The sequence below is a fragment of the Streptomyces sp. NPDC046915 genome (assembly GCF_040644935.1).
In the GTDB taxonomy this organism is placed as follows: domain Bacteria; phylum Actinomycetota; class Actinomycetes; order Streptomycetales; family Streptomycetaceae; genus Streptomyces.
Window position 1 is genome coordinate 476,127 of the sequence record NZ_JBEYXB010000004.1, and the last position, 18,613, is coordinate 494,739.

General features: G+C 73.8%; 15 protein-coding genes. 7 read left to right on the plus strand and 8 right to left on the minus strand.

Annotated elements, in window-relative coordinates; all coding sequences use genetic code 11:
* Window positions 1-25 precede the first annotated feature (25 nt).
* Both ABZ915_RS13395 and ABZ915_RS13400 read right to left on the minus strand, forming a co-directional pair.
* On the minus strand, window positions 26-1,018 hold the full coding sequence (locus ABZ915_RS13395; protein ID WP_361800631.1) for an SEC-C domain-containing protein: 993 nt from the start codon (window positions 1,016-1,018) through the stop codon (window positions 26-28).
* A gap of 104 nt (window positions 1,019-1,122) precedes the next feature.
* Window positions 1,123-2,442 (minus strand): acyltransferase, encoded by a 1,320-nt coding sequence (locus ABZ915_RS13400; protein WP_361800634.1) that lies wholly within the window; start codon window positions 2,440-2,442, stop codon window positions 1,123-1,125.
* A 348-nt stretch (window positions 2,443-2,790) separates the two neighbouring features.
* On the opposite strand from ABZ915_RS13400, the gene rsgA reads away from it, so the two are divergent.
* Both rsgA and ABZ915_RS13410 read left to right on the plus strand, forming a co-directional pair.
* Window positions 2,791-3,903 (plus strand): ribosome small subunit-dependent GTPase A, encoded by a 1,113-nt coding sequence (gene rsgA, locus ABZ915_RS13405; protein WP_361800636.1) that lies wholly within the window; start codon window positions 2,791-2,793, stop codon window positions 3,901-3,903.
* Window positions 3,904-4,102: 199 nt separating this feature from the next.
* Window positions 4,103-5,506 carry an AlkA N-terminal domain-containing protein gene (locus tag ABZ915_RS13410; protein WP_361800639.1) on the plus strand — a complete coding sequence of 468 codons (1,404 nt, stop codon included), beginning with the start codon at window positions 4,103-4,105 and terminating at the stop codon, window positions 5,504-5,506.
* Between the two features lie 22 nt (window positions 5,507-5,528).
* Here ABZ915_RS13410 and ABZ915_RS13415 read toward each other — a convergent pair whose 3' ends face one another.
* Complete coding sequence (locus tag ABZ915_RS13415) at window positions 5,529-5,900, minus strand: PPOX class F420-dependent oxidoreductase (RefSeq protein WP_361800642.1); 372 nt, start codon at window positions 5,898-5,900, stop codon at window positions 5,529-5,531.
* Window positions 5,901-6,068: 168 nt separating this feature from the next.
* Between ABZ915_RS13415 and ABZ915_RS13420 the strand changes: the two genes are divergently transcribed.
* The 4 genes from ABZ915_RS13420 to ABZ915_RS13435 all read left to right on the plus strand — a co-directional run bounded on the left by ABZ915_RS13420 (window position 6,069) and on the right by ABZ915_RS13435 (window position 11,614).
* On the plus strand, window positions 6,069-7,325 hold the full coding sequence (locus tag ABZ915_RS13420; RefSeq protein WP_361800644.1) for an SGNH/GDSL hydrolase family protein: 1,257 nt from the start codon (window positions 6,069-6,071) through the stop codon (window positions 7,323-7,325).
* Window positions 7,326-7,503: 178 nt separating this feature from the next.
* On the plus strand, window positions 7,504-9,063 hold the full coding sequence (locus tag ABZ915_RS13425; RefSeq protein WP_361800647.1) for a protein phosphatase 2C domain-containing protein: 1,560 nt from the start codon (window positions 7,504-7,506) through the stop codon (window positions 9,061-9,063).
* Between the two features lie 28 nt (window positions 9,064-9,091).
* On the plus strand, window positions 9,092-10,834 hold the full coding sequence (locus ABZ915_RS13430; protein ID WP_361800649.1) for a pyruvate dehydrogenase: 1,743 nt from the start codon (window positions 9,092-9,094) through the stop codon (window positions 10,832-10,834).
* A gap of 300 nt (window positions 10,835-11,134) precedes the next feature.
* Window positions 11,135-11,614: an ATP-binding protein gene (locus tag ABZ915_RS13435; protein ID WP_361800652.1), complete on the plus strand. Its 480-nt coding sequence runs from the start codon at window positions 11,135-11,137 to the stop codon at window positions 11,612-11,614.
* A 110-nt stretch (window positions 11,615-11,724) separates the two neighbouring features.
* Here ABZ915_RS13435 and ABZ915_RS13440 read toward each other — a convergent pair whose 3' ends face one another.
* Both ABZ915_RS13440 and ABZ915_RS13445 read right to left on the minus strand, forming a co-directional pair.
* Window positions 11,725-12,777 carry a DUF2637 domain-containing protein gene (locus tag ABZ915_RS13440; protein WP_361800654.1) on the minus strand — a complete coding sequence of 351 codons (1,053 nt, stop codon included), beginning with the start codon at window positions 12,775-12,777 and terminating at the stop codon, window positions 11,725-11,727.
* A 323-nt stretch (window positions 12,778-13,100) separates the two neighbouring features.
* Window positions 13,101-13,934, minus strand: coding sequence for a (2Fe-2S)-binding protein (locus ABZ915_RS13445; RefSeq protein ID WP_361800657.1), 834 nt, complete (start codon window positions 13,932-13,934; stop codon window positions 13,101-13,103).
* A gap of 156 nt (window positions 13,935-14,090) precedes the next feature.
* Here ABZ915_RS13445 and ABZ915_RS13450 point away from each other — a divergent pair, with 156 nt between their 5' ends.
* On the plus strand, window positions 14,091-14,891 hold the full coding sequence (locus ABZ915_RS13450) for a GntR family transcriptional regulator (RefSeq protein ID WP_361800660.1): 801 nt from the start codon (window positions 14,091-14,093) through the stop codon (window positions 14,889-14,891).
* Window positions 14,892-15,272: 381 nt separating this feature from the next.
* Here the strand turns inward: ABZ915_RS13450 and ABZ915_RS13455 are convergent, their stop codons facing one another.
* The 3 genes from ABZ915_RS13455 to ABZ915_RS13465 all read right to left on the minus strand — a co-directional run bounded on the left by ABZ915_RS13455 (window position 15,273) and on the right by ABZ915_RS13465 (window position 18,460).
* A complete protein-coding gene (locus ABZ915_RS13455; RefSeq protein ID WP_361800663.1) occupies window positions 15,273-15,794 on the minus strand; it encodes a DUF2231 domain-containing protein in 522 nt (173 codons plus the stop codon).
* Between the two features lie 71 nt (window positions 15,795-15,865).
* Window positions 15,866-16,633 carry a hypothetical protein gene (locus ABZ915_RS13460; RefSeq protein WP_361800666.1) on the minus strand — a complete coding sequence of 256 codons (768 nt, stop codon included), beginning with the start codon at window positions 16,631-16,633 and terminating at the stop codon, window positions 15,866-15,868.
* 153 nt (window positions 16,634-16,786) lie between these two features.
* On the minus strand, window positions 16,787-18,460 hold the full coding sequence (locus ABZ915_RS13465; protein WP_361800668.1) for a PucR family transcriptional regulator ligand-binding domain-containing protein: 1,674 nt from the start codon (window positions 18,458-18,460) through the stop codon (window positions 16,787-16,789).
* Between the last annotated feature and the right edge of the window lie 153 nt (window positions 18,461-18,613).

Consider the following 18,613-nt stretch of genomic DNA (forward strand, 5'->3'; position numbering starts at 1 on the left):
CTGCCCTGGTGCGTGCAGGCTGCCATCAGCCGGCGAGGCCGGAAGGATGGCAGCGGCGGGCCTTGCGGCCTGAGCCGCACGGACAGGGCGCGTTCTTGGCCACCGTGCGCCCGGGGCCCGGTGGTGGGGGAGGGGCGGGCCGGCGGACCATGCCCTGGCCACGGGCCCGCCAGCGTTGCAGAGCCAAGGGGAACTGGCCGGTCCGCTCGAGCACCCAAGGGCCGACGGCGCCGAACGCCTCGTCCTGCGAGCCGTCGGAGAACTCACGGATCTCCTCCTCGGTGCCCTTCAGCATCAGCCCGGCGACCGTGAGGTGGTGCTTGCCGCGGAACGGTTCGAGACCCGGCATCGCGAAGACGTCCTTGGCGAAGGCGGCCCCCGCCACCAGGGCCGCGCCGGTCACCTCGCCACCTTCGTCCAGCCGGCTGAACGGCCGGATGAGGGCGCCTTCCGGATCGCTGACCGGCAGGTCCTTTTCCCGCGCGAGGACGTCGGCGAACCGGTCACGGATCTCTTCCGGGGAGCGGTAGGAGAACTCGTCGGCCTGGCCGCGGTGTTCGAAGTGCAGGGTGTGGACGCCGGGCTGGAGCTGCGATTCCCGGGCGGTCACCGCGCTGGTGGACCTGAAGCCGGCGAAGCGCATCACGGGATCGCGCACCGTTCCCTTGCGCATGTCGTCCCCCAGACGCGAGCGAGGGGAGAAGAGGTAGGGGCACACTTGCGCCGCGTACAGCGCGCACACCTCGTGCACCGGGGCCTCCCCGCTGGTCAGGGCGCTCGGCAGCGGCCCGTTGTCGTACACCGACTGCCGGCGCGGCTCGTCGGCGAAGGGCATGCCGCACACCGCACACCAGTCGAACGCGGCCAGGACCAGCTTCCGCCGTTCGCTGACGGCCCCGAAATCCACCCCCTCCGTGCTGCGATCCACTGTGGCGATCACCGGATAGCCACGGTGGTCGACCTCGAGGTGCCTCATCCTGCGGGGCAGCCCTACCGCCGACTGCGGTGCGTGCATCATCCTCAACTCCTGCCTGGAGATGCCGGATTCACGCTCGGTCCCGAACAACAAGCCATCATGCACGGCAGCCCGGGGCATGAGGGAAGGCCGCCCGGACGCCACCTTCACACGCGCTCCGGAGCTCGACCCGCCTCGGGCTGTTCGAGCCGGCGCGCCGCCGTCCACCGAGGAAGCATCACCAGCGCCGTACCCAACACCAGGCCCATCGCCGGCAGCACGGGGAACCGGCCGTTCGGTGCGAAGCCCTGCACGGCCAAGCGGCCCAGCGCGGCGACGTTCATGGCCAGCCCGAGCCACAGCGGCCAGGCCCGGCGCAGACCGGCGTCCGGACTGGTCCGCTCGTACAGCACGACCAGCCCGCGCTCCCACGGCCGCAGTGCGGACACGACGCCGGCCAGGACGGCGCCGAGCACGAGCAGCCACGGGACGCGCAGTCCCCACCACGCCGCGGACCCGAGCGGCGGCTCGGGCGCGAGGTCGGTCAGATAGAACGCGGCGGCGGCGACCAGCACCGGCAGCATGTGCCACAGATACAGCGTCATGCTGGCCGCACCCACGGGGCGGACCACGCGCCACACCCGTTCGCGGTCCAGCAGCCGCCGCACGGGCGGCGCGGCGAGGAGGCACAGTCCGACCTGGGCCACGACCCACGCCAGCATCGCGGCCGACGGCGGGTTGGTGTTGCTGGGGCTCTGCCCGGTCACCAGGATCAGGCTGACCGGGAACGGCCCGAGGGCCACGAGCGCGGCGAACGCCAGCCCGCCGCCCGCCGCCATCGCGAACGGCACGGGCCGGCGCCCGGTCAGCAGACCGTCCCGCCAGCAGAAGCCCAACTGGTAGGCGACACCCCACACGAGCACGTGGTCGAGCAGTCCGACATACGGCGCGTGCACGGTCACCACGAGCGCGTCGGCCGCCAGTGCGACCGTCCCCATCGCCGGCGGGACGAGGAGTCCCCAGCGCCGGTGTGCCGCGTACAGCGGCGGTGTCAGGGCGCTGAGCAGTAGATACACCGGAAGGAACCAGAACTGCATGGCCATCGCCCAGCCCACCAGCGCCAGTGTGGCCGCGTCCACGCCGGCCACCGAACAGATACCGACGGCGAGCAGCACCAGACCGCTGTACAGGCCCGTCGGAAGAAGCAGTCGCAGCGCGCGCCGCCCCAGCCACCCGGCGGCCGTACCCCCAGCCGCCCGGGCACGCGACCAGGAGCCGCCCGCGGCATGGCCCCCGGCCAGGAAGAACAGCGGCATGATCTGGAACGCGAGGGTCAACCACTGGGTCCAGGGAACGGTCGCCAGCAGCTCCGGGGCGGTGATCCGTCCACCGGGCTCCCGGACCAGAGCGGTGATCAGCCAGTGGCCGAGCACCACCAGTACGATCGCCCACGCGCGCAAGAAGTCGACGTAGCGGTCTCTCCTCATGGGCCGTCATGCTGCCGCAGCGCGGGCGCCGTCGTGGCGGGAAGCCCATGCCGCAATCAATCCGTGCCCATCGAGGACGGACCAGCACCGCCTGTGACCCCGCCGGAAAATCGGTGGCGCCGGAATGCGGGCGCCTCTAGAGTGGAGCCTGCTTCGCGCAGTGGCTGTTGGCCGCTGCCGTCTGCCGAAATGAGAAACGGGAGGTGTGACCGATGGCTGTCTCTGTGATGGGCGCTGCCCGCGACCAGAAGTCCGTCCACTCCACCTCCGTGGTCTCCGGCTGATCTTTCCTGTCTTCTTCGCGCCTGTGAGCGCGCGCGGCCGGGGCCGCCCTGTGAAGGGTTCCCCTTGAATTTCTCCTCTCTTTCGGCTTCCTCCGCTTCACTGCACCCTCTGGCCCAGTACGGCTGGGACGAGGATTGGGAAGCGGAGTTCGCTCCGTATGCCGAGCAGGGTCTCCTGCCCGGTCGTGTCGTACGTGTCGACCGCGGTCAGTGCGACGTCGTCACCCTGCTCGGCACCGTCCGGGCCGACACCGAGTTCGTCGTCCCCCGGGACCCCATGAAGGTCGTGTGCACGGGGGACTGGGTCGCTGTCGACCCCGAAGGCGGCGATCCGCGGTACGTGCGGGCGTATCTGCCGCGCCGTACCGCCTTCGTGCGGTCCACCTCCTCCAAGCGGTCCGAGGGGCAGATCCTCGCCGCCAACGTCGACCACGCGGTCATCGCCGTCTCCCTGGCCCTCGAACTCGACCTCGGCCGCGTCGAGCGGTTCCTGGCCCTCGCCTGGGAGTCCGGCGCGCAGCCCGTGGTCGTACTGACCAAGGCCGACCTCGTGCCGGACCCGGTGGCGCTGTCGTATCTCGTGCAGGACGTGGAGACGTCGGCGCCGGGCGTGCCCGTGCTCACCGTCAGCGCGCTGCACGGCGACGGGCTGGACGTGCTCGTCGCCATGGTCGGCGGCGGTACGTCCGTGCTGCTCGGACAGTCCGGCGCCGGCAAGTCCACGCTCGCCAACGCGCTGCTCGGCGAGGACGTGATGGACGTCCAGGCCGCGCGGGACGTGGACGGCAAGGGACGCCACACGACCACCACGCGCAATCTGCTCGCGCTGCCCGGCGGGGGCGTGCTGATCGACACCCCCGGGCTGCGAGGAGTGGGGCTGTTCGACGCCGAGACGGGCGTCGGGCAGGTGTTCTCCGAGATCCAGGAGCTGGCCGACGGCTGCCGGTTCCAGGACTGCGGGCACGAGAGCGAGCCGGGGTGCGCGGTGCTGGCCGCCCTCGACTCCGGCGAGCTGCCGGTGCGGCGGCTGGAGAGCTACCGCAAGCTCATGCGGGAGAACCAGTGGATCGTCGCCAAGACCGACGCGCGGGCCCGTGCGGAGCTTCGGCGGGACTGGAAGCGGAAGGGCGCCGAGGGTAAGGCCGCGATGGAGGCCAAACGGAGGGGGTGGCGGTAGGGGGCGGGGCGGGGTTGTCGTCGCCGTGACTGGGGGCTGCCGCCCCCAGGCCCCCGCTTCGGCCCTGAACGGGCCTCGTCCTCAAACGCCGGACGGGCTGAACAATGCGGGGCGGGGTGGTGATGCCGGGCGGACCGGCTGAGGCTCGTGTCCGATTTCCGCCAGCCGTCGGCTCCGGCCCTCGCCCACACTGGATGGCATGACGGACGAAGACACCAGGTACGAGGCCGTTCGCAGCAGGGACGCGCGGTTCGACGGGGAGTTCTTCTTCGCCGTCGAGACGACCGGGATCTACTGCCGGCCCAGTTGCCCGGCGGTGACGCCGAAGCGGCCCAACGTGCGGTACTTCGCGACGGCCGCCGCCGCGCAGGGGGCGGGGTTCCGGGCGTGCCGGCGGTGCCGGCCGGACGCCGTGCCCGGGTCCGCCGAGTGGAACGTGCGCGCGGACGTCGTGGGCCGGGCGATGCGGCTGATCGGCGACGGCGTCGTGGACCGGGAGGGTGTCGCCGGGCTCGCCGCGCGGCTGGGGTACAGCGCGCGGCAGGTCCAGCGGCAGCTCACCGGTGAGCTCGGCGCCGGTCCCGTCGCGCTGGCCCGGGCGCAGCGGGCGCACACCGCGCGGGTGCTGCTCCAGACCACCCAACTGCCGGTCACGGAGATCGCGTTCGCGGCCGGGTTCGCCAGTGTGCGGCAGTTCAACGACACGATCCGCGCGGTGTACGCCGCCACGCCGAGCGGGCTGCGGGCCGCCGCGCCCCGCGGACCGGGCCGGGGCCGCCGGACCGCGACCCCCGGGGCCGGGATCCCGCTGCGGCTCGCGTACCGGGGCCCGTACCGTTCCGCCGCCGTCTTCGACCTGCTCCAGCGGGAGGCCGTACCCGGAGTCGAGGAGGTGAGCGGCCCGCCCGGCCGGCGTACCCACCGGCGTACGCTGCGGCTGCCGTACGGCACCGGAATCGTCGCCGTCGAGGAGCGCACGGGCGCGCCGAGGACGGGGCCGGCCGCCCACCCGGGGGGCTGGCTCGACGCCCGGCTGCACCTCACCGACCTGCGGGACCTGACGACCGCCGTGCAGCGGCTGCGGCGGCTGTTCGACCTGGACGCGGACCCGTACGCGGTCGACGAGCGGCTCGGCGCCGACCCGCGGCTGGGCCCGCTGGTCGCCGCCCGGCCGGGCCTGCGCTCGCCCGGCACCGCCGACCCGGCCGAGCTCGCGGTGCGGGCGCTGGTGGGGCGGGTGGCGGCGGAGCGTCTCGTCCAGCGGTACGGCAAGGTGCTGGACGCCCCCTGCGGCAGCCTCACCCACCTCTTCCCGGAGCCCGCCGTACTCGCCGAGGCCGAGCCGCACGGCCCCCTGGGCGCGCTGGCCGCCGCGCTCGCCGACGGCACCGTACGGCTGGACCCGGGCGCCGACCGGGAGGACACCGAGGCGGCACTGCTCGCCCTGCCCGGCCTCGATCCGGCCGTCGTCGCCGTCGTCCGCGCCCGCGCGCTGGGCGACCCCGACGTGGCCCCGCCGGGCACCGCCCTCCCGGACGACTGGCGGCCCTGGCGGTCGTACGCCGTCCAGCACCTGGTGGTGGCGGGGGAGTGGAGGCCGTAGTCCTCCTCAGTCCTCCTCAGTCTCAGTCCTCCTCCAGCCCCCAGCTGTGGATCCGCCGCGGATGGATGCGGATCACCTCCCCGCTGAGGTGTGGGCCCAAGTCGTGCGGACCCGTGAGGAGTTCGGCCTCCCCGCGGATGTCGACACCGCGGACCCGCCACGGGTCCAGGCTGACGATGTCGTCCACGACGAGGGCGACCTTGGGGTTCTGCCGCAGGTTGCGCCACTTCTTGCTGCGGCCCATGGCATGGCCGCCGATCAGGATCGTGCCGTCGTCCTGCGGGAAGAAGCCCACCGGGTTAGCCTGTGGCTGACCGTGCGGGTCGACGGTGGCCAGTCGCCCCAGCCGCTGCGATCGGAGGTAGACGCGCTCGGCCGCGCTGAATTCGGTCATGGCAGCAGCCAAACACGCCCGCCCGTCCGGCGCATCGGCTCCTGGCCCTAGGACCGTCGGCCTGTTCGGGTTCGGCCGTGCGGGTGGTCCGTCGGTGATGTTCCGTCAGTGTCCGGTCCGCGTGTGGCACCTTCGCCTCCGGCGGATCTGCGGGAAAGGCGGGCGCACATGGTCGGTTCCGGGTGGATCCTCGCGGCGGCGCTGCTGACGCTGGCGGGCGCGACGACGACCGGCGCCGGTCCCGCCGTACCCCCGAAGGCGCAGGCGCGGCCCGCCTGGACCGGCAGCTGGGAGGCCGCCCCCTCCGGTACCGCGTCCGTGGTGCCCGGCGCCACCATCCGCAACGTGGTGCACCTCAGCGTCGGCGGGCGGGTGCTGCGGGTCCGGCTGAGCAACCGGCTCGGCACCGCGCCCCTCACCCTCGGCGCGGTCACGGTCGCCCTGCGGCGGGCGGGCGGCCCGGACGCGGTGCCCGGCACGATGCGCACCGCCACCTTCGACGGCGCCCCGACCGTCACCGTGCCGCCGGGCCGGGACCTGGTCACCGACCCGGTGCGGCTGGTCGCGCCGGCCGCCTCCGACCTGCTCGTCACGGTCCACACGCGCAGCGCCGCCGGCCCCGCCACGTACCACAGCACCGCCCTCCAGACCGGCTATGTCGCCCCCGGCGGCGAGGGCGACGGCGACGACGTGGCCGCCGACGAGGACGGCAGCGCGTATCCGGTCGCCACCAGCCACTGGTACTACGTCACCGGCGTCGACGTCCGCGGCCCGGCCACCGGCAGCGTCGTCGCGTTCGGGGACTCCCTCACCGACGGCACCTGCACCACCCCCGACGCCAACCACCGCTGGCCCGACCGGCTCGCCGAACGCCTGCGCGCACTGCCCCCGGGCCGCCGCCCGGGTGTCCTCAACGCCGGGATCTCCGGCAACCGCCTGCTGCGCGAGGGCACCGGCCCCGGCGCCCTGACCCGGCTCGACGCCGACGCCCTGGCACGGGCCGGGGCGCGGGCGCTGATCGTGCTGGAGGGCATCAACGACATCATCAGGAGCACCCCGCAGACCGGCGACGTCCTCGCCTTCGAGGACGCCTACCGGACGATCGTGGCCCGCGCGCACCACCGCGGGATCAGGGTCGTCGGGGCCACCCTCACGCCGTACGGCGGCCACGGCACCTTCACGGCGGCACGGGAGGCGGTACGGGAGCAGGTCAACGCGTTCATCCGGACGGGCGGTGCCTTCGACGCCGTCGTCGACTTCGACGCGGCCGTCCGAGACCCGGACCGGCCGCAGCGGATCCTGCCCGCCTACGACTGCGGCGACCACCTGCACTTCAACGACGAGGGTTCGCGGGCGCTGGCCGACGCGGTCGACCTGGCCGCCCTGCTGCAGTGGACCCCCGGTGCGCGGCTTGAGACCCCTTGAGACGGAAACCGGCCACGGCACGGGCCCGCCCCCGGCTCACCTCTCGCGTCGCTGGCAACTCCGGTACCCCGTACGGTCGTTCGACGGCGCATTCGGCATGCTGTTCGAGGCGGGAAGGTGCGCCGGATTTTCGGGATGCCCCGTTTTCATATGGCCCGAGCGGTGGACAATTAGGGGCATGAACCAGCAGGGGGGCAGGCCCATCCGTCACGAGGACGACCACGAGGACGACTGGTGGCGGCAGTTGTACGACGACCCGACCCCGGACACGGGTCCCACGGCCGGGGCGGATTCCCTGGACGACCGGTTCGCCTCGGCGGCGGGAGCGGTCGGCGCCCCGCCCGGTGCCGACGAGCCGCGCCCGGCCGACCGCCCGGCGGACCCGCGCGACGCGGGGCAGGGTGAGGGGCCCGGCGCGGGAACCGCGCCGCCGGGGCCGCCCGCCGAGGGCACGGTCCCACCGCAACGCGCCGCCGCTCCGCCCGACGGCTCACCGTCGCAAGGCGCTCCCTGGACATCACCCCCCGCCGCACCCCCGTCCCCGGCCGTCCTTCCGCCCGGTCCGCGGCCGCCGGGGTTCGAGCCCGTACGGCAGGCCGGGGAGCCGCCGGAGTACACCGGACCACCACGCGAGGAGAGCCCCGCGGCGTCCTTGCCGCCGCGCCCCTCCGCACCGCCGAAACCGGCCGTGGCCCCGGCCGCCCCGGAGCCTGAGGCCGTCCACCCGGTCACCCACCTCGATCTGCCCGCCCTGCCACCGCCTCCCGCCGGGGTCGACTACGTCGGGTCCGGGCCGCCCACCTACGATCCCGAGCCCACCGCGCTGCCGGCCGCCGACCCGGAGGGACTGGACGAACTGGTCGCGGACACCGTGCTGGACGGGGCGCGTTACGGGGCCTGCACGCTGCGGGCCGCTTCCGTGCGCGGGGACTCCGCGCGGTTCCGGGGGGAGCCGCGCCGCGACTCGCTGCTGACCGCACGGTTCGGCAGCGGGGAGCAGGCGCTGGTGCTGGTGGCGATGGCGACCGGGGCCCGGGCCACCCCGGACGCGCACCGGGTGGCGGCCGAGGCCTGCCAGTGGATCGGACGGGCCGTGGGACGCAGCCACGCACGCCTGGTCGAGGACATCCGGGCCGGCCGCCGCGGCGAGCTCAAGTCCGGCCTGCACCGGCTCACCGACCGCAGCCTCGGCCAGCTCCGCGCCAGCGCCACCGAACAGGGCGTGGACCCGGAGGAGTACGCGGCCACCCTGCGCTGCCTGCTGCTGCCCGCCCACCCCGACTGCCGTACGCGCGTGTTCTTCGGCGTCGGGGCGGGCGGGCTGTTCCGGCTGCGTGGCGGCGAGTGGCAGGACATAGAGCCGCGGGTCTCCGCCGCCTCCGCGGCCGGCGAGCCCGTCGTCGGCTTCGGCTCGCTGCCGGCCGAGACGCCGGAGGGCGACCGGCTCACCATGGACTTCGGCATCCCGACACCCCCGAGCCCCTTCGAGCCGGCTCCCGAGCCGCCCCGCGAACCCTTCCGCTTCCGCACCTCCATAGCCCGACCGGGTGATGCCCTGCTGATGTGCACCGCGGGCCTCGCCGACCCGCTGCGCGGCGAGGCCGCCCTCTGCGCCTACCTGGCACGACGCTGGTCCGGCCGCACCGCGCCGGGCCTCGCCGCGTTCCTCGGGGACACCCAGGTGAGGGTGAAGGGCTACGCCGACGACCGGACGGTGGCCGCCGTGTGGGAGGCGTAACCGCCGCTCCTGTGGATTGATGGAAGGCATGGCCAAGCAGAACGTCGCCGAGCAGTTCGTCGACATCCTCGTCCGCGCCGGCGTGCGCCGTCTGTACGGCGTCGTCGGCGACAGCCTCAACCCGGTCGTGGACGCGGTGCGCCGCAACTCCGCGATCGACTGGATCCACGTACGCCACGAGGAGACCGCCGCGTTCGCGGCCGGCGCGGAGGCCCAGGTGACCGGGAAGCTGGCCGCCTGCGCCGGCTCCTGCGGCCCCGGCAACCTCCACCTCATCAACGGGCTGTACGACGCCCACCGCTCCATGGCCCCGGTCCTCGCCCTCGCCTCGCACATCCCGTCCAGCGAGATCGGCCTGGGCTACTTCCAGGAGACCCACCCCGACCGGCTGTTCACCGAGTGCAGCCACTACAGCGAGCTGATCTCCAGCGCCAAGCAGATGCCCCGCCTGCTCCAGACCGCGATCCAGCACGCGGTGGGCCGCAGCGGGGTGAGCGTGGTGTCCCTACCCGGTGACATCGCCGCCCAGCCCGCCCCGGAGAAGACCGCCTCGGCCGCCCTCGTCACCTCCCGGCCCACCGTCCGGCCCGGTGACGCCGAGATCGACGAACTCGTCCGGATGATCGACCGGGCCGACCGGGTCACCCTGTTCTGCGGCAGCGGCACGGCGGGCGCGCACGTCGAGGTGATGGAGTTCGCCGGGAAGGTCAAGTCACCGGTCGGGCATGCCCTGCGCGGCAAGGAGTGGATCCAGTACGACAACCCGTACGACGTCGGCATGAGCGGACTGCTCGGCTACGGCGCCGCCTACGAGGCCACCCACGAGTGCGACCTGCTGATCCTGCTCGGCACCGACTTCCCGTACAACGCCTTCCTCCCGGACGACGTACGGATCGCCCAGGTCGACGTGCGGCCCGAGGTGCTGGGCCGCCGGTCCCGGCTGGACCTGGCCGTGTGGGGCGACGTACGCGAGACCCTGCGCTGTCTGATCCCGCGGGTGCGGCAGAAGGACGACCGGCGGTTCCTCGACCGGATGCTGAAGAAGCACGCGGACGCGCTGGAGGGGGTCGTCAAGGCCTACACCCGCAAGGTGGACCGGCACGTGCCGATCCATCCCGAGTACGTGGCCGCCGTGCTGGACGAACTCGCCGCCGACGACGCCGTGTTCACGGTCGACACCGGGATGTGCAATGTGTGGGCCGCCCGCTACCTCTCGCCCAACGGCCGCCGCCGGGTGATCGGTTCCTTCTCCCACGGGTCCATGGCGAACGCGCTGCCGATGGCGATCGGCGCGCAGTTCACCGACCGCCGCCGCCAGGTGGTGTCGATGTCCGGGGACGGCGGGTTCAGCATGCTGATGGGCGACTTCCTGACCCTGGTGCAGTACGACCTGCCGGTGAAGGTCGTGCTCTTCAACAACTCCTCGCTCAGCATGGTCGAGTTGGAGATGCTGGTCGCGGGCCTGCCCGCGCACGGCACGGCCAACACCAACCCCGACTTCGCCGCCGTGGCCCGCGCCTGCGGCGCCTTCGGGATCCGGGTCGAGAAGCCCAAACAGCTCGCCAGGTCCCTGAAGGAGGCCTTCCAGCACAAGGGCCCCGCCCTCGTCGACGTCGTCACCGACCCCAACGCGCTGTCCATCCCGCCGAAGATCAGCGCCGAGATGGTCACCGGGTTCGCGCTGTCCGCGTCGAAGATGGTGCTGGACGGCGGAGTGGGCCGCATGCTTCAGATGGCGCGGTCCAACCTGCGCAACGTACCCCGGCCCTGAACGGCCACTCCGGGGACCGGTGGATTCCGGCCAGATTCGCGCGGCCGGCCGCGGTCGCCGGGACAGGAAGCGGGTGTCCCCCTTCCGGCGTGACGGGACGCCCGTGACGTACTGCGGCGGCCCATTCGCCCGGAACGCGGTTACCACGGTGCTCGAGCCGCGCCTCGGCCACGGTGGACCCGTGGCTGAACCGTTGGTCGTCGCCGACCCGGCATGACTGCCCACCGGCACATGGGGCATGGATCCCCGTGAACGTGTTCGACCAGGAGGGGCAACGGCAACGGCGTGCGGGCGGGGGACATGAAGAGGCAGGCACGAGGGGGCGGTCCCGTGGTCATCGGGGCCTCCTCGGCGAAGCAGGCGGGGGAAGATGCCGACAACACGGAACGGACGCGACCGCCCCAGTTGAGGCGGAGACTGGGACGGGCGGATCTGCGGGCGGTGCCCGAGGCCCGCAGGGCGCTGCGCGAACTCCTCGGGCACTGGGGGAAGCCGGGGCGCTCCGAGATAGCCGAACTGCTCACCAGCGAACTCGTCACCAACGCGCTCGTGCACACCGACCGCGACGCCGTCCTGACGGCCGTGGTCGAACCGCACGGACTGCGCGTGGAGGTACGGGACTTCGTCGCCCGCAGACCCCGACCGTGCGTGCCGGACGCCGACGACGGCACGCATGGCCGGGGCCTGTTGCTGGTGCAGTCCCTCGCGGACGCGTGGGGCGTACGGGCACACGGGGTGGGGAAGTCGGTCTGGTTCGAACTCGACGCGGAGGCCGCGTGAACGGGACGGGGGCGTGACCCTGAAGGTCACGCCCCCGTCCCGTGGCGTCCGGTCCCGGCCGGACCGCTGTGCCCCGGCCTCTTCACCGAGACCGAGACCGAATCCGAAACCTAGCCGAACTGCTGCTCGAGGTCCTTGAGTTTGCGCTCCAGGGAGTCCAGGCGCGGCAGCGCCATGGTGTCGTCCTCCGCGGTCAGGTCGACCGTTCCGTACTCAGACCCTTTGCGGACGGGCTGAAGGGAGGGCCGTGAGCGTACGGGCAGCTGCTCCGGCGCGGATATGGCAGGCTCCGCGGTGAGTTCGGCGGCCTGGGCGGAGGCGCGCTCCACCTGCACCTCCACCTCCATCTGACGGTCGCCGCGTCCGACGAAGCCCCGGTGGCCGCGGCTGATCGCCTTCAGCTGGGCGCGCTCCACCCGCTTCTGCTCGCGGCGGCGCTGACGTGTCTGCTCCTTCTGGCGCTGGTCCTCGCGGACCTCCTCGACCGCCTCGTCCAGGCTGCGCACGCCCTCCAGGAGCATCAGCGACCAGGCCTTGTAGGTCTCGCGGGGGGCCCGCATCCAGCGGACGACACGGATCTGCGGCAGCGGACGCGGCACCAGGCCCTGCTCGCGCAGCGCGGCGCGGCGGGTCTGCTTCAGGGCGCGGTCGAACAGCACGGCCGCCGACAGGGACATGCCGGAGAAGAACTGCGGGGCGCCCGCGTGGCCGATGCCCCGGGGCGCGTGCACCCAGTTGAACCAGGCGGCCGCGCCGGCGAACGTCCAAACGAGTATGCGGGAGCCGAGCGCCGCGTCACCGTGGCTGGCCTCGCGCACCGCGAGCACGGAGCAGAACATCGCCGCGCCGTCCAGGCCGAACGGGACCAGGTACTCCCAGCCGTCGGTCAGGCCGAGGTTCTGCTGGCCGAAGCCGACCAGGCCGTGGAAGGAGAGGGCGGCGGCGACCGCCGCACAGCAGAACAGAAGGACGTAGGAGGCGGTGCCGTAGATGGCCTCCTTGCGCCTGCGGCGCTCCTCGCTGCGCTCCCACGAGTCGTCCGCGCTCGCGTTCTCCCCCGAGGAGCGCTTGCCGCGCGCGAGCACCGCCACCGCCGCCAGCATGCCCAGGAGCAGTACGGCGCCGGGAAGCAGCCAGTTCAGCGATATGTCGGTCAATCTCATCTGGGGTCCCTTGCATTGGGATAGGGCGTAACGCCCGCCATAGTGGCCCAACCCCACCGGCCCTCAGGGGGTTTCGGGGCAAGAGGCCGCCAAGGAAGTGCAAGGGGATGCCCAGGGCGGCGTTCTGCTCGAACTGCCGCGTGAGGGGCGGGAGTTGAGTTCGAATAAGAGTACCCGGACGGATGGTTCCTCGGAAAGTTCCCGCGACGGGTGAGGAAGTTGTGAATTCCCTTTCCCGTGCGGCCGGCACGCCGGTTCCGGGCGGGCGCTCCGATCGCGGCGATCCTAGTGGACGCGGCGGCGCCCCCGTACCTGAGGGTGCCTCAAGCGGCCGCTGTGGCAGTCAGTTTGGCGACACGGTCGGTGTCGCAGGTGCGCGGACAGGTGGCGCAGGTGTCCTCGGGGCGGAGTGTGTAGAACATGCAGCAGCTCGCCCGGTCCCGGGTGGGCAGCGGCTCGCCGTCCGGTCCGGTGAGGGTGCGGAAGGCGGCGGAGCCGACGTACGGCCGGGTGGCGCCCGGCAGCAGCAGCTCCAGCTCCCGCACGGCCCGGTCCTGCTCGTCGAGCAGGTGGGCGATGTACCACAGCCCCTCTACCAGCTCGTCGGTCGCCATGCCCCACAGTGCCCGCCCGCGCCGCCGCATCCGCGGTCCGAACCCGGCCAGCACGGGTTCCAGGTGCTCGGCCACCGCCGCCCGCACCCGGTCCCGCAGCGCCTCCTCGTCCGGCACCACGACCGCGCCGGGCAGCGCCGCCGCCGGGTCGTCCGGGAGGCAGGCGAAGGAGGCGGCGCGGACGGCCATGCGGCCGGCGGTGCGGTCGTACGAGACCTGGGTCACGGGCAGGCGCGGCACCCGCCGGTGCAGGAACCACGGCACGGTGATCAGCAGGCAGGCGGGCCAGGCGTAGCGGTGCAGCCCGAAGCTCGCCACCACGTCCGGCCGGGCCCGCTGTCCGTAGTCCCGCAGCACCTGGGCCTCGTCCCAGGCCAGGAAGCCCGCGAGGGCCGGTCCGTCCTCCGCGAGCGAGGCGGCCCGGACCCAGTCGCCGCCGCGCGGGGCCGGTTCCCCCGGGCCCAGCTCCGTGACGGTCAGGCCCGGGTAGGCCTCGGTGAGGCGGGCGTAGGCGCCGGAGAGGGGTGAGGCCGGGACGGGCATGGGGGTACCGCCGATCGTGAAGCTAAAGAGGTAAGCCTTACCTTACTCACCTCTCGGGGAAGTTTGAACTGGCGCTTCCTGCGCCTAAGGTGCTTGACGGACGAGTAACAACCCGTCGTAATGACCCCAAGTGCCGACAAGCCGGAGGAGGACCCCGTGAAGCAGGGCGTGCAGGACTCCGGCGGCACGGGGACACCGGACCTCCGGGGCGACGTCCGGGTACCCCCGCAGCCCCGGGCGCGGGGCGTGGACCGTCAGCGGGACACCCCGGCCTCCCCGGCCGCCCGCGGCGAGCACACGCACGGCGAGCCGCCCGTCCCGGACTCCCGGCCCGCCGTCCAGCGGTCCTCGGTCCGCGGCCAGATCCTCGACGCCCTGCGCCACGCGCTGGTGGCCGGCGACCTGAAGCCCGGCGAGGTGTACTCCGCGCCGGCCCTCGGGGAACGGTTCGGGGTCTCCGCGACGCCCGTGCGGGAGGCCATGCAGCAGCTCACGCTCGAGGGCGCGGTGGAGGTCGTGCCCAACCGGGGCTTCCGGGTCGTGCTGCGGGGCGCGCGGGAACTCGCGGAACTCGCCGAGGTGCGCGCGCTGATCGAGGTACCGGTGATGCTGCGGCTCGCCCGCACGGTGCCCGCGGAACACTGGGCCGAGCTCAGGCCGCTGGCCGAGGACACGGTCCGCGCGGCGTCCTCCGGCTGCCGGGCGACGTACGCGGAGTCCGACCGGGCCTTCCACCGGGCGGTGCTGCGCCTCTCCGGGAACGATCAGCTCGTCCACATCGCGGAGGACCTGCACCGGCGCGCCCAGTGGCCCCTGGTCGGCGGCCCCGCCCGCCCCGCCCGAGCCGACCTCCTGGCAGACGCGTCCGAACACACGGCCCTGCTGGACGCCCTGATCGCACGCGACCTGACCGTCGTACGGTCCCTGGTGGGAGAGCACTTCACGGGCGCGGCCTGAGCGGCCTCCCGGCGGGGCCCCGTCGGCGCCCGGTGTCGGCCGAAGTGTCGTGGGTCGTGGGTCGGGATGTGCGGTCCCGGTCCCGGTCAGGGGCCGTCGCTCGCGGTCTTCGAGAAGCGGCCCGAGGCTGCTTTCGCGGCGGCCCGGTTGCGGCCGATTGGCACGGGCGGGGCCCGGTCGGCGCCAGGTGTCGGCCGAAGTGTCGTGGATCGGGATGTGTGGTCCCGGTCCCGGTCAGGGGCCGTCGCTCGCGGTCTTCGAGAAGCCGCCCCGGGCCGCCTTCGCGGCCGCCCCGCCGCGGCGATCCGCACGGGCGGGGGCCGGTCGGCGGCCGTCGAAGCGGTGTCGGCTGTGGGCCGGGACGTGTGGGCCCGGGGCAGGTCAGGAGCCGTCGCTCGTGGACTTGGAGAAGCCGTCGTGCCAGGCCGCCTTCGCGCCGGAGTCGCCGATGCGGTAGACGTCGACTACCGCGCCCGCGGCCACGGCCAGCGACAGCACGGCCACGGCTATCCGCACGGGCAGGGCCGACCAGCGGCCGGTGTCCGTCGCAGCGGCGTCCGCGTCGGTCGCGGCCGCGGCGGCCGGCCTTCGTGCCGCCCACCACACGGCCGTCGCCAGGACGAGGAGACCCAGCACCCAGGGCAGCAGCCCGTCGCCCAGTTCGGTGTGTCGCCGTACCAGGGCATCGCTGTCGACGTGCCGCTCCAGCCACTCGCCGGCCTGCGTGGTCAGCGGCACGCTGACGAGCGAGACGAGGGCGAGCAGCGGCAGCAGCGGGCCGAGGCGCCGGGCGGCCCGTGGCCACACCGCGCACGCCACCAGGGCCAGCGCGGTCAGCGGGACCAGGACGACGACGACATGGACGAGCAGGACGTGCGCGGGCAGGCCGTTGACAAGGCTCATCGGGGGGTTCCTCCGCCGGTCGGGCGCGCCAGCCTGGCACAGGAACCTCTCAGTTTCCTCTGAGGTGACGCTCAGGCTGTGGCCGCCCCCGGCGCCGGCGGGGCCAACTGCCGTGCCAGCCACGTGGGTACGCCGCCGAGCAGCCGGAACAACCGCCGGGCCTCATCCCGCAGGCGCGAAGCCTCCGGCTCGGTCTCGGTGTCGGCCAGGGAGGCCAGGGCCGGGGCCGTGCCGACCAGGTAGCCCAACTCCTCCCTGATCCGCAGGGATTCGGCGAAGCCGTGCCGGGCCTCCGCCAGCTCCCCCTCCCGCAGGGCGAGTCCGGCCAGGTGCCGCCAGGTGAAGGACAGCAGCAGCGGATCGGAGTACGCGGCGGCGCCCGCGTGGGCGCGGCGGTACGCGGCACGGGCCGCCTGCGGGGAGCGGGCCAGGTTCTCGGCGAGCAGCCCCCGCCGGAAGTCCAGCAGGGCCCGGCCGGGAGCGTCCGGCGCGATCAGCGCGGCGGCCCGCCCGAGCGCGGCCCGCGCCTCGTCGGCCCGGTCGCGCACCCCGTGCAGCGTGGCCGCGTAGGCGAGCTGCCCCCGCTCGCAGGCGGCGGCCCCCCGTTCCTCGTCACCGCCCGCCAGCGCCTCGGCGGTACGCAGCGCGTCCTCGGCCTCCTCCCACCCCCGCTCGGTGTAGAGGCACCGTTCGACGAGCAGCCCGGCCCGTTGCAGCGCGGCGGTCGCGCTGTCCGGCGGGAGCAGGGCCGCCGCGTCGGCCCAGCAGGCCCGCGAGCGCAACCGCCATACCGCCGTCTGGAGTGGATCGTCACCGGCGGTCGTTCCGTTACCAGACATGGCGGAATACGCCACGTTGCCCTCCCCGAGCACGCCATCGAGCTTGTGAGTGGTGGCCGCATTCCAGCACCAATCGACGGGCCGGGCCAAGGGGCTGGGTGAAACTTTTCACAAAGTGACGGGAGTGATCTCCTCCGCGACCACTTCCCGCGCTCAGCTCATCCGCAGTGCCAGGAAGAAATCGAGCTTGTCCTCCAGCCGCGACAGATCACGCCCCGTCAACTGCTCGATCCGGCCCACCCGGTACCGCAGCGTGTTGACATGCAGGTGCAGCCGCGTCGCGCAGCGCGTCCAGGAACCGTCGCAGTCGAGGAAGGCCTCCAGCGTCGGGATCAGCTCCGCCCGGTGCCGGCGGTCGTAGTCCCGCAGCGGGTCCAGCAGCCGCGCGGTGAAGGCCCGGCGGACGTCGTCCGGGACGAAGGGGAGCAACAGTACGTGCGAGGCCAGTTCCTGGTGCCCCGCCGCGGACACCCGGCCCGGCCGAGCCGCCGCCACCCGCCGCGCGTGCCGCGCCTCCTCCAGCGCCCCGCGCAGCCCCTCCGCCGAGTGCACGGCCGCGCTGACGCCGAGGGTGACCCGCCCGTCCTCCTCGAGCCCGGCCGACAGCGGGGCCCGTACGGACTCCAGGAGCGCGTCGGCGAGTATCCCCGCCTCCGAGCCGTCGTGCTCGGCGGACACGGCCGGGAGCGGCACCAGCGCGATCGCCTCGTCACCGGTGTGCGCGACGGCGATCCGGTCGGAGGGCTCCGGGCCGGTCGCCTGCGGGTCCACCAGGATCTCCTCCAGCAGCGACTGGGCCACCGGCCCGCCCTCGACCGCGCCGCCCTCCCACTCGACCCGGGCCACCACCACCTGCCAGTGCGGGGCCGCGCCGAGGCCGGGCAGCAGGACCGGCGCCGCGACCCTCAGCCGGGCGGCGATCTCGGCGGGCGCCGCGCCCGTCTGCACCAGTTCCAGGACCTCCTGGGCGAGCCGCCTGCGGACCGTGCGGGCCGCGTCCCGCCGGTCCCGCTCCACCGCGATCAGCTGGGTGACGCCCTGCAACAGGTCGAGCCGCTCCCCGGGCCAGTCCCCGGCGTCGGCCTCGACCGCCAGCAGCCAGTCCGACAGCACCGTCTCGCGTACGTCCCGGGCGGCCTGCGGGGAGCGGCCGCTGCTGCGGATCGGGAAGAGCGAGTACGTCGTGGACCCCAGCGTGAGCCGGTGCGGCCCCCGGCGGCCGGTGCGCACGGCGGCCAGGTGCTCGGCGGCCAGCCGGGCGCACGCCTCGGCCGGCAGCGCCGGGCCCCCGGTCTTGGGGCCGGCGATGAGACGCCCGGCCGGCGACAGCACCCAGGCCCGCAGGTCGAGGTCCGAGCCGAGCAGGTCCAGGACGACGTCCGGACCGCCGCCGGCCGGGCCCGCGGTCATCATCCGGCGGTGCCGGTCCACCACGGCCGCGAGATCCCCGGCCCGCTCGCCGGAGACCTGCCGTACCACGTGCTCGGTGATCGTCGCGAACGCCACCGACTCGTGCACCGCGAACAGCGGCAGCCGGTGCCGCGCGCAGGCCACCACCAGGTCGTCCGGGACGTCCCCGAGCTCGGCCTCGCCGGCGGCGAGCGCGGCCACGCCGGCCTGCACCAGGATCCGTACGAACGGCTCGGAGTCCGCGGCGTCCCGGTGCCAGGCCAGCCCGGTCAGCACCAGCTCGCCGCCGGAGAGGTAGCGGCTGGGGTCGCGCAGGTCGGTGGTCATCACGCCCCGGACGGTGCGGTCCAGCTCGTCCTCGCCGCCGAGCAGCCTCAGGCCCAGCGCATCGGTGTCCAGCAGTGCGCGCAGCCGCATTCTCGTCCGCCGTTCTCTGTCTCGAAATCTACGATGGATCTCGGAGGGCCTCGTGGGGCGCGGGCCCGCTGACGTTTCCTCGGAAAAACGAGGAGGTTACTGAGAGCCTCCGTTCATACGAATCTACAAGATGCCTGCCCTGGCCAGCCAACT